The sequence below is a fragment of the Falsirhodobacter sp. 1013 genome (assembly GCF_051195255.1).
Taxonomy (GTDB): domain Bacteria; phylum Pseudomonadota; class Alphaproteobacteria; order Rhodobacterales; family Rhodobacteraceae; genus Falsirhodobacter.
In genome coordinates, this window is the sequence record NZ_JBNJLK010000001.1 from 54,732 (window position 1) to 64,112 (window position 9,381).

Genomic DNA, 9,381 nt, shown 5'->3' on the forward strand with positions numbered 1-9,381 from the left:
TTCTTAGGCGGTCTCTTGACCCCTGATGCTTTCGCCCCACCTTCACGGTCGAGGTTGCATCCGTTTTCGAAGGGCTAACGGCGTCAGAGGCGCCCTAGTTCCCGAAAAAGTTGCTTCAAGGTTAATTTTTTCCGACAGCCAATTTTTTCTGGACAGGTGATTTCGCCTGTGCATCCTGCCGCCCAACAGCAGGGGGAAACGCATGGGCTGGACGCTGGCGATCGGTGAAAGATCCTATTCCAGCTGGAGCTTGCGGGGCTGGCTCCTGTTCGACGCCTTCAGCCTGCCGGTGACAACCGTTTCCGCCCCCATGTACACGCCCGACTTCGCGCGCGTTCTTCAGGATTTTGCCCCTGCCCGCACCGCCCCGGCCGCCAGGTTGGGGGATGTGGTCGTCTGGGACAGCCTTGCGATTGCCGAGGAACTGGCCGCCCGCCACCCCGAGGTGGGCCACTGGCCCGCCGATCCCGCCGCCCGCGCCGCCGCGCGTTCGATGGTGGCCGAGATGCATTCCGGCTTCACCGCGCTGCGCCGCCACTGCGCCATGAACCTGCGGACGGCGTATCGGGAGGTGCCGGTGCCGGATGGCGTGCGTGCCGATCTGGACCGGATCGAGATGTTGTGGGCCCGCAGCCAAGGCGGCTGGCTGTGCGGAACCTATTCCGCGGCCGATGCCTTCTTCGCGCCAGTTGCCCTGCGGATTGCGGGCCATGGCCTGCCCGTGGGTCCGGTGGCGCAGGCCTATGTGGCGCGGCATCTGGCGCATCCGTCCTTGCGCCGCTGGCGGGCGCTGGGGCTGGCGGTCGATCCGGTCCTGCCTGCCTATGACCGCGACTGGCCGCAGGCCGCCTGGCCCGGTCCCGCGCCCCTTTCCGCCCGCGCGGTGGAGGGGGCGGAGGCCGAGAACGCCTCCTGCCCCTATTCCGGCAAGCCGGTGACCCATGTTCTGGAACTGGACGGTCGCCGCTGGGGCTTCTGCAACGCCACTTGCCGCGACAAGACGGTGAACGACCCGGAGGCGTGGCCGGCCTTCATGGCGATGATCCGTTAACCTTCCGGTAACCATGCACGGCTAGTCCCTCCTGAACCACAGGAGGGGCAGCATGGTCACCCGCGCATACACCGTCGCGTTTGAAGGCGTGGAAGCGCGTCTGGTGGAAGTGCAATGCGCCGTGTCCCCCGGCCTGCCCGCCTTCGCCATCGTCGGCCTGCCCGACAAGGCCGTGAGCGAGGCGAAGGAACGGATTCGCGCGGCCTTGGACGGCATGTCGATCGCCCTGCCGTCCCGCCGCATCGCCATCAACCTCGCCCCCGCTGATCTGCCGAAGGAAGGATCGCATTTCGACCTGCCCATCGCGCTGGCGCTGCTGGCCGCGATGGACATCCTTCCGAAAGAGGAGGTGGAGGGCACGGTCAGTCTGGGGGAGTTGTCCTTGGACGGGCGGCTGATGCCCGTGGTCGGCGCCCTGCCCGCCGCCATGGCCGCGGCGGAGGCCGACCGCGCCCTGATCTGCCCCCGCGCCTGCGGACCCGAAGCCGCCTGGGTCGGCGCGACCGAGGTTCTGGCCGCCCCCTCCCTTCTGGACGTGGTGCGGCACTTCACGGGCAAGGCGCACCTGCCGCCGGTGGAAATGGGGGAAGCGGCCCCCGCCACCGCAGCCCGCGACTTCGCCGAGGTGAAGGGGCATGAACGGGCCAAGCGGGCGATGGAGATCGCCGCAGCCGGCCGCCATCACATCCTGATGGTCGGCACGCCCGGATCGGGCAAGTCGATGATGGCGTCCTGCCTGCCGGGCATCCTGCCGCCCCTGTCGGCGGTGGAGGCGCTGGAAACCTCCACCATCCATTCGGTCGCAGGGCTTCTGAAGGGCGGCATCCGGCGGGAGCGTCCGTTCCGCGCGCCGCACCACACCGCCACCCCGGCGGCCATCGTCGGCGGAGGACGTTCGGCCAAACCGGGGGAGCTGAGCCTCGCCCATAACGGCATCCTGTTTTTGGACGAATTCCCCGAATTCCCGCGTCAGGTGCTGGAAACCCTGCGCCAGCCGATCGAGACGGGGGAGATCATGGTGTCGCGGGCCAACGCCCATGTCCGTTATCCCTGCCGTTTCCTGCTGGTGGCGGCCGCGAACCCCTGCCGCTGCGGCTACATGTCGGACCCGGCCCGCGCCTGCGCCCGCGTGCCCTTGTGCGGCGAGGATTATCTTGGCCGCATCTCCGGTCCGCTGATGGACCGGTTCGACATCCGGCTGGACGTGACCAGCGTGGCCTGGACCGAGTTGCAGGGCGCCCCGACCGGCGAAAGCTCTGCCATCATCGCGGCGCGCGTGGCGGCGGCGCGTGCGGTGCAGACGGCCCGTTTCGCCGCACACGGCATCCGCACCAATGCCGAGGCGGAGGGCGCGCTGCTGGACGCCATCGCCACGCCCGATGACGGTGGCCGCGCCCTGCTGGGCCGGGTGGCGGAACGGTTCGGCCTGTCCGCCCGCGGCTATCACCGCATCCTGCGGGTGGCGCGGACCATCGCCGATCTGGATGGCAGCCCCGACGTGCGCCAGCCGCATGTGGCCGAAGCCGTGGGCTACCGCCTCGCCTCGGCCAGGGCGGTCGCCTGATAGGCCAGCCCTTCGCGGCGTGCATGGCGCGGTTGCAGAATGCCGCGTGGCGCCGGGGGCAAGGACGGCCTATCTTCCACCCACAAGATGGAGATCGCCATGACCGCCCCAGCCCCCGCCAAACCCGACGCCGGCACCGCCGCCCTCGACTACTACCGCCGCGAGGCTGCGAAGCCCGCAAAGGTGCCCGCGCCGACCGATCTTGACCAGATGTTCGGCTATTACGCCGCCTGATGCCGGTCCTTCTGATCCTTGGGCTGATCGCGTTCTTCGTGCTGTCCTGGTGGTGGCACCGCAGCCGCAGCCTGACCCGCGACTGCAAGTGGCGCGAGGATCGCAGCCGCGCCGCCCCTGGCCGATCCTTCCATCACTGCGTGGCCTGCCGGGCGGAAACCGATCTGCCGATCGGTGAACAGCCCCGCCACTGCCTGCGTCAGCAATAACGCTCGATCGCGTTCATCTGGTGATCGCCATAACGGTCACCCCAGGCGAAGCCCGCGGGCAGGATGCGCTCGATCTCGGCCAGATCCTCGGGCGTCAGGCTGGCGTCCAGCCAATGGCGCAGATGTTCGGCCGTGCGGGTGCCGGGGATCGGAATGATGTGGTCGCCCTGCGCCAGCACCCAGGCCACCGCCGTGCCCGACACCGACCAACCGCGTTCTTGGCAAAAGGCGCGGAATTTCGCGATGGCCGCATTGTTCGCGCTGAAGTTCGGCTCCACGAAGCGCGGGTTGGTGTGGCGGAAGTCGACGCCGGACCGGAAATCCTCGCGCCGCATCTCCCTCTCTCCGAACATGCCACGGCCGAGGGGAGAGAAGGCGACGAAGGCGACCCCCAACTCTTTGCAGGTGCGCAGAAGGCCCAGTTCCGGCAGGCGCGTCCACAGCGAATACTCGTTCTGCACCGCCATGACCGGGCATTCGGCATGGGCGCGGCGCAGCGTGTAAGGGGCGATCTCGGACAGGCCGTAGCCGCCGATCTTTCCTTCGTCTATCAGGCGCGACATCGTGCCTGCGACCTCCTCCACCGGCACCTTCGGGTCCAGGCGGTGCAGGTAGTAGAGGTCGATGTGGTCGCGCTTCAGGCGGCGCAGCGATTCCTCCAGACAGGCGCGGATATAGGGTTCGGAATTGTCCACGCTGCGTGGCGGGCCCGCGACGATGCCGCATTTCGTGGCCAGCGTGACGGCACGGCCCCACTTCCCGATGACCGTTTCCGACACGCCCAACCCGTAGATGTTCGCCGTGTCGATCAGCGTGATGCCCGCCTCCAGCCCTGCATCCAGCGTGCGCAGGGACGTCGCCTCGTCCGTTTCGCCGAACATGCCCCCGAAGCTCATCGCGCCGAAGCCGATCTCACCCACCGTCGGGCCGTTGGCCCCAAGTTGCCGCTGTTTCATCGCCGTTCCTTTCGCAATCGGGCCACTGAACCCCCGCGAATCGGTCTGGTCAAGCAAGGACGGTCACGTCCGTTCCCATCCCGCCAGATGGCGCAGGCCCTGCGTCACGTCCGTCCGGATCGCAAGGCGCAACCCCGGCTCGTCCCCCGCGCGCAGGGCAGCAAGGATGTGGCGGTGATGCGCGGGCGGTTCGTTTCGTCGCAGGCGGCTGTACAGCGCACGCATCGTGGGGCCCAACTGCAGCCAAACCGTTTCCAGCAGGGCCAGCATCGCGGGCGCCTGCGCGCGCAGATAAAGGGTGCGGTGGAATTCCAGATTGGTGCGTATGTAGCCCACGGCGTCGCTTTTCGCGACCGCCTCGGCATTGGCGGTGTTGATGGCGGCCAGCCGGTCAATCAGCGCGAAATGCGCCCGCGGCAAGGCGCGGGAGGCCAGCTCCGGTTCCAAGAGCGACCGGATGGTGGCCAGCTCCTCGATCCGTTCCGAAGACAGTTCCGGCGTCGCGACCCGGCCGGAGGAGGAGAGCGTGAGAGCGCCTTCCGCCACCAGCCGCCGCACCGATTCCCGCGCGGGCGTCATGGAGACGTCGAAATCCTTGCCGATGCCGCGCAGGGTCAGCGCTTGGCCGGGCGCCAGTTCGCCATGCATGATGCGGGTGCGCAGCACGCGGTAGACGCGTTCATGCGCGGCGGTGGTGTCGATGCGCGGCGTGATCATGCGAAGCGCCACGCCTGCAGGGCCTGACCTTCCGGCCCACGGAGCCAGGCGCGCAGGCGGACATGATCCGGGCACAGGCGGGACACGACCGTCCAGAAGGCCGGGGAATGGTTCATCTCGGCCAGATGCGCGACCTCGTGCGCGGCGACGTAATCGAGGATGGCGGGCGGGGCGAGGATCAGGCGCCAGCTGAACATGAGGGCGCCGTCGCTGGTGCAGCTTCCCCAGCGGCTGCGGGTGTCGCGCAGCGTCAGGCGGGTGTAGGGGCGGCCCAGCGTGGCCGAATGGCGGTCACAGGCGGCGGCCAGACGGTCCCGCGCCAGCGTGCGCAGCCAGGCGGCGGCACGGGCGGGCACCGGATCGGGCACGATCAGCGAATCACCTTCCACCCGCACGCGGCCCCGTCCGGGGGCCAGAACCAGCGCCCGCCCCTCCACGGGAAGGACGGTTCCGTGGGCCACCAGCGCGGCCGGCGACAGGTCCGCCAGCACGTCGCGCAGCCAGTCGGCATGGCCGCCGGCAAAGGCCAAAGCCTCGGATTCGCGGGCGCGCGCGGGCATCGACAGCGTCACCCGCCCGTCAACCCGCGACACCCGCAGAGAAAACCGCCGCGTCCGCGCCGAACGCCGCAGAACCAGATCGACCTCGGGCAAACCGGGCAGCACAGGCATCGGAACCTCCCTCTTCGCGGCGCAGATTAGCCTTGCAATCAACCGGCGTAACCCCCATCTTCGCGCACTCGAAATGCCTTTGACAGCCGGGCGCACCTGTGGCAAGCGACGGCATCATCCACCCCTTTGAAGGAAACTGACATGCCCAAAGAGGAATGGGGCACGAAGCGTCTTTGCCCCACCACCGGCAAACGCTTCTACGACCTGAACCGCACGCCCATCGTCAGCCCCTACACGGGCGAGATCGTGGACATCGAAAGCGCGCGCCGCAAGGCTGCCTCCGCGGTCATCAGCCGCGTGGTGGATGACAAGGACGACAGCCCGCTGGTCGAGGATCTGGAAGGCGACGAGCTGCTGGAAGACGACGCCGCCGCTGAGACGGACGACGATCTGCTGGAAGACGACACGGACGACAACGTCTCGCTGGACGATCTGGCCGACGTGGCCGGAGACGAGGACGAGAACTGATCTGCGAAAAGGTTGCGGCGGTGTGATTTTTTCTCTTGCATCCCGCGGCGACCTTTCATAAAAGGCCCGAGCACGCTGGGAACGGCGGGCACACCCGGTGGGGTCATAGCTCAGTTGGGAGAGCGCTTGAATGGCATTCAAGAGGTCGGCGGTTCGATCCCGCCTGGCTCCACCAAAATAAACCAAGGCCGCCCTTCGGGGCGGCTTTTGTTTTTCCGCCCCTGCTTTATCCGTTCGGCGACATGGCCTTGCGCTGACGCGTCCGCTCCAGCCCCAAGGCCCGTTCGCGCCAGATGATCAGGCAGCCCGCGGCGACGATGATCGCCGCGCCCAGCAGCATGGCGCCCGTCGGCACCTCCGAAAACACGACATAGCCGATGACCAGCGCGAACAGCATCGACGCGTATTCAAAGGGCGCAATGACAGACGCATCGGCTTCGCGGAAGGCCTGCGTCATGAAGATCTGCGCCACACCGCCCATCAGGCCGGCCAGAACCAGCAGCAGCGCCTCGGTCGGCGTCGGCATCACCCACCCAAAGGGAATGGTGAACAACGACAGGACGGTGGAGGTGATGGTGAACCAGAAGACGATGGACGTCGTCGATTCGGTGGCCGACATCTTGCGGATGAACACCATGGCCAGCGCGGTGCACAGCGCCGCCGTCAGCACCAGCATCACGCCCAGCGCCGCCGTGTCGTCGATGGCCCCGTCCCCGATGATCGTCAGGCGCGGCCACAGGATCACCATCACCCCCGCCAGCCCGATGACCACCGCGCTCAGCCGGAACAGGCGCACCTCTTCACCTAGGAACATCGAGGCGAGGATCACCGTCAGAATGGGCGCGGCATAGCTGAGGGCGGTGACCTCCGGCAGGGGCAAATAGGCCAGCGCGGCAAAGTTCAGCCCCATGGACATCGTGCCCGCCAGCCCGCGCCAGACATGGCCCAGCGGGTTGCGCGTCTGCAGGCCCGAGGCGAGCTTCTGCGTCATCGCCAGCCAGATCAGGATGACGGGGATCGCGAAGAAGGACCGGAAGAACACCGTCTGCCCCACCGGCACCGTATCCGACACGACCTTGATCAGCGCCGACATGACGATGAAGATCAGGACGGACGCGAGCTTCAGGGCGATGCCGCGCATCGGGCGGGGGGTGGGCACGTCCATGGAAACGGAACCTTCTGGCTTGACGCCCCAGATCAGCACTGTTCCCCTGCGCGCGCAAGACGAAGGAGAACATCATGACCGACCTGCCCCGCCGCATCGACCAGGGACGCGGCAACACGCCCGCCGATATCGTGCTGAAGGGCGGTCGCATCTTCGACCTGATCACGGGTCATTTGGTCGAAAGCGACGTGGCGATCTGCGGCGACCGGATCGTGGGCACCTTCGCCACCTATGACGGCGTGCGAGAGATCGACTGCACCGGCAAGATCCTGGTGCCCGGCTTCATCGACACGCATCTGCACATCGAATCTTCCTTGGTCACACCGTTCGAGTTCGACCGATGCGTCACCCCGCGCGGCGTCACCACCGCCATCTGCGATCCGCACGAGATCGCGAACGTCTGCGGACTGGACGGCATCCGCTACTTCCTCGACGCCTCGTCCCGCACCGTGATGGACATTCGCGTGAACCTGTCGTCCTGCGTGCCCTCCACGCATATGGAAACGGCAGGCGCCGATCTGGGGGCGGAGGATCTGATCCCGCTGGCCGACCATCCGCGCGTGATCGGGCTGGCCGAATTCATGAATTTTCCCGGCGTGCTGATGAAGGATCCCGGCTGCATCGCCAAGCTGGACGCGTTCGCGGGACGTCACATCGACGGCCACGCCCCCCTGCTGCGGGGCCGCGACCTGAACGCCTACATCGCCGCCGGCATCCGGACCGAACATGAGGCGACGACGGCCGAGGAGGCGATGGAAAAGCTGCGCAAGGGGATGCGCGTGCTGATCCGCGAAGGTTCCGTGTCCAAAGACATGGAGGCGCTGGCCGAGGTCCTCACCGAACGCACCTCGCCCTACCTGTGCCTGTGCACCGATGACCGCAACCCGTTGGACATCGCCGAGCATGGCCATCTGGATCACATGATCCGCACCCTGATCGTGCGCGGCTGCCCGCCCCTGGCCGTCTATCGCGCCGCCAGCCTGTCGGCGGCCGAAGCGTTCGGGCTGAAGGACCGCGGGCTGATCGCGCCGGGGCTGCGGGCCGACATCGCGGTGATCGATTCGCTGGAAGGGTGCCATGCATCGATGGTGCTGTCCGGTGGCGTGGCGGCCGATGACGCGGCCTTCGCCGCCCGCGATACCGTGCCCCCCGTGGCGCGAGGGTCCGTCCGCGCGCCGACCGTCACCGCCCAGTCTTTCCGCCATCGCGGCAACGCCGCCCAAACGCCGGTCATCGGCATCCTGCCCGGCAAGATCATCACCGAGCATCTGACCGAAACCATCCACCCCGAGGATGGCGACAAGCGCCCCGACACCGCGCGCGACCTGATCCGCATCGCGGTGGTCGAACGCCATGGCCGGAACGGCAACATCGCCACCGGCTTCGTGAAAGGCTTCGGGCTGGGGCGCGGGGCCATCGCCTCCACCGTGTGCCACGACCATCACAACATCGCCGTGGTGGGCGCGGATTACGACGACATGGCGTTGGCGGTCACCCGTCTGGGCCAGATCGAGGGGGGCTTCGTGGTGGTGGCTGATGGCAAGGTGCTGGCCGAACTGCCCCTGCCCGTCGCGGGTTTGATGAGCCTTGAGCCGTTCGAGGCCGTGCGCGACCGGCTGATCAATCTGCGGGCTGCCGCGCAAAGCCTCGGCGTCACGCTGGAGGAGCCGTTCCTGCAACTCGCGTTCCTGTGCCTTCCGGTGATCCCGCATTTGAAGATCACGGATCACGGCATGGTCGACGTGGACCGCTTCGCGCTGATCTAGGCGCGGCCCCCGGCGGCCGACAGCGACACCGGATCCACCCCGATGGCGCGCAGATGGCTGGCCCATTTGCCGCCCACATCGGGGGAGAACAGCAGGTCGGGCTGAACCTCGGGCAGCATCAGCCAGTCGTTGCGCGCGATCTCGGCCTCCAGTTGCCCGGCGCCCCAGCCGCAATAGCCAAGCGCCAGAAGGGCGCGCTTCGGCCCTTCCCCTTGTGCCAGCGCCTGCAGGATGTCGAGCGTGGCGGTCATTCCCAGCCCCCCCTCGATCGGCATGGAACCGGGGGATTCGTAATCCGGCGAATGCAGCACGAAGCCGCGCCCGCGCTCCACCGGGCCGCCCATGTGCACGGTGATGTCGCGCCCTTCGGGCGAAACCGGGATGTCCAGCTGGCCCAGAAGGTCGGCGAACTCCAACTCCTCCACCGTCTTGTTGACCACGAGCCCCATCGCGCCTTCATCGGAATGGGCGCAGACAAGGATGACGGAATGGTCGAACCGCGTGTCGCCAAGACCGGGCATGGCGATGAGGACGGCCCCTGACAGGTTCATTTCATGTTCCATCCTTCAGATATGGCACG

The 9,381-nt window shown here is 67.6% G+C and carries 11 protein-coding genes and 1 tRNA gene; 7 read left to right on the plus strand and 5 right to left on the minus strand.

Annotated elements, in window-relative coordinates; translation table 11 throughout:
- Positions 1-202 precede the first annotated feature (202 nt).
- From ACSHZY_RS00280 to ACSHZY_RS00295, 4 genes are all read left to right on the plus strand, one after another.
- Positions 203-1,051, plus strand: coding sequence for a glutathione S-transferase (locus ACSHZY_RS00280; RefSeq protein ID WP_435163866.1), 849 nt, complete (start codon positions 203-205; stop codon positions 1,049-1,051).
- A gap of 52 nt (positions 1,052-1,103) precedes the next feature.
- Positions 1,104-2,615 (plus strand): YifB family Mg chelatase-like AAA ATPase, encoded by a 1,512-nt coding sequence (locus ACSHZY_RS00285; protein WP_435163869.1) that lies wholly within the window; start codon positions 1,104-1,106, stop codon positions 2,613-2,615.
- 99 nt (positions 2,616-2,714) lie between these two features.
- Positions 2,715-2,849, plus strand: coding sequence for a hypothetical protein (locus tag ACSHZY_RS00290; RefSeq protein WP_435163871.1), 135 nt, complete (start codon positions 2,715-2,717; stop codon positions 2,847-2,849).
- Positions 2,849-3,058 carry a hypothetical protein gene (locus ACSHZY_RS00295; RefSeq protein ID WP_435163874.1) on the plus strand — a complete coding sequence of 70 codons (210 nt, stop codon included), beginning with the start codon at positions 2,849-2,851 and terminating at the stop codon, positions 3,056-3,058. The genes ACSHZY_RS00290 and ACSHZY_RS00295 overlap by 1 nt, the downstream gene beginning before the upstream one ends.
- Here ACSHZY_RS00295 and ACSHZY_RS00300 read toward each other — a convergent pair.
- The 3 genes from ACSHZY_RS00300 to ACSHZY_RS00310 form a co-directional block, all read right to left on the minus strand.
- The gene (locus ACSHZY_RS00300) at positions 3,049-4,014 is read right to left on the minus strand and encodes an aldo/keto reductase (RefSeq protein WP_435163877.1); all 966 of its coding nucleotides are present in this window, start codon (positions 4,012-4,014) and stop codon (positions 3,049-3,051) included. The genes ACSHZY_RS00295 and ACSHZY_RS00300 overlap by 10 nt on opposite strands.
- Positions 4,015-4,077: 63 nt before the next feature.
- Positions 4,078-4,731: a GntR family transcriptional regulator gene (locus ACSHZY_RS00305; RefSeq protein WP_435163879.1), complete on the minus strand. Its 654-nt coding sequence runs from the start codon at positions 4,729-4,731 to the stop codon at positions 4,078-4,080.
- Complete coding sequence (locus ACSHZY_RS00310) at positions 4,728-5,402, minus strand: M48 family metallopeptidase (RefSeq protein WP_435163882.1); 675 nt, start codon at positions 5,400-5,402, stop codon at positions 4,728-4,730. The genes ACSHZY_RS00305 and ACSHZY_RS00310 overlap by 4 nt, the downstream gene beginning before the upstream one ends.
- 141 nt (positions 5,403-5,543) lie before the next feature.
- Between ACSHZY_RS00310 and ACSHZY_RS00315 the strand changes: the two genes are divergently transcribed.
- Together ACSHZY_RS00315 and ACSHZY_RS00320 are read left to right on the plus strand one after the other, a co-directional pair.
- Entirely contained in the window at positions 5,544-5,870 is a 327-nt protein-coding gene (locus ACSHZY_RS00315) for a TIGR02300 family protein (RefSeq protein WP_435163885.1), read from the plus strand.
- A 99-nt stretch (positions 5,871-5,969) separates the two neighbouring features.
- A tRNA-Ala gene (locus ACSHZY_RS00320) sits at positions 5,970-6,045 on the plus strand.
- Positions 6,046-6,096: 51 nt separating this feature from the next.
- On the opposite strand, the gene ACSHZY_RS00325 is transcribed toward ACSHZY_RS00320, so the two are convergent.
- The gene (locus tag ACSHZY_RS00325) at positions 6,097-7,035 is read right to left on the minus strand and encodes a DMT family transporter (RefSeq protein WP_435163888.1); all 939 of its coding nucleotides are present in this window, start codon (positions 7,033-7,035) and stop codon (positions 6,097-6,099) included.
- 74 nt (positions 7,036-7,109) lie between these two features.
- Here ACSHZY_RS00325 and ade point away from each other — a divergent pair, with 74 nt between their 5' ends.
- A complete protein-coding gene (ade, locus tag ACSHZY_RS00330) occupies positions 7,110-8,801 on the plus strand; it encodes an adenine deaminase (protein ID WP_435163891.1) in 1,692 nt (563 codons plus the stop codon).
- Here the strand turns inward: ade and ACSHZY_RS00335 are convergent.
- Complete coding sequence (locus ACSHZY_RS00335; RefSeq protein WP_435163894.1) at positions 8,798-9,352, minus strand: YqgE/AlgH family protein; 555 nt, start codon at positions 9,350-9,352, stop codon at positions 8,798-8,800. The two genes, ade and ACSHZY_RS00335, sit on opposite strands and share 4 nt — an antisense overlap.
- Positions 9,353-9,381: the final 29 nt, after the last annotated feature.

Bases quoted from the DNA above. Each gene is read 5' to 3' on its own strand.
- ACSHZY_RS00305 (WP_435163879.1), bottom strand. From the start codon at position 4,731: ATGATCACGCCGCGCATCGACACCACCGCCGCGCATGAACGCGTCTAC.
- ACSHZY_RS00335 (WP_435163894.1), bottom strand. From the start codon at position 9,352: ATGAACCTGTCAGGGGCCGTCCTCATCGCCATGCCCGGTCTTGGCGAC.
- ACSHZY_RS00300 (WP_435163877.1), bottom strand. From the start codon at position 4,014: ATGAAACAGCGGCAACTTGGGGCCAACGGCCCGACGGTGGGTGAGATC.
- ade (WP_435163891.1), top strand. From the start codon at position 7,110: ATGACCGACCTGCCCCGCCGCATCGACCAGGGACGCGGCAACACGCCC.
- ACSHZY_RS00290 (WP_435163871.1), top strand. From the start codon at position 2,715: ATGACCGCCCCAGCCCCCGCCAAACCCGACGCCGGCACCGCCGCCCTC.
- ACSHZY_RS00325 (WP_435163888.1), bottom strand. From the start codon at position 7,035: ATGGACGTGCCCACCCCCCGCCCGATGCGCGGCATCGCCCTGAAGCTC.
- ACSHZY_RS00285 (WP_435163869.1), top strand. From the start codon at position 1,104: ATGGTCACCCGCGCATACACCGTCGCGTTTGAAGGCGTGGAAGCGCGT.
- ACSHZY_RS00280 (WP_435163866.1), top strand. From the start codon at position 203: ATGGGCTGGACGCTGGCGATCGGTGAAAGATCCTATTCCAGCTGGAGC.
- ACSHZY_RS00310 (WP_435163882.1), bottom strand. From the start codon at position 5,402: ATGCCTGTGCTGCCCGGTTTGCCCGAGGTCGATCTGGTTCTGCGGCGT.
- ACSHZY_RS00315 (WP_435163885.1), top strand. From the start codon at position 5,544: ATGCCCAAAGAGGAATGGGGCACGAAGCGTCTTTGCCCCACCACCGGC.
- ACSHZY_RS00295 (WP_435163874.1), top strand. From the start codon at position 2,849: ATGCCGGTCCTTCTGATCCTTGGGCTGATCGCGTTCTTCGTGCTGTCC.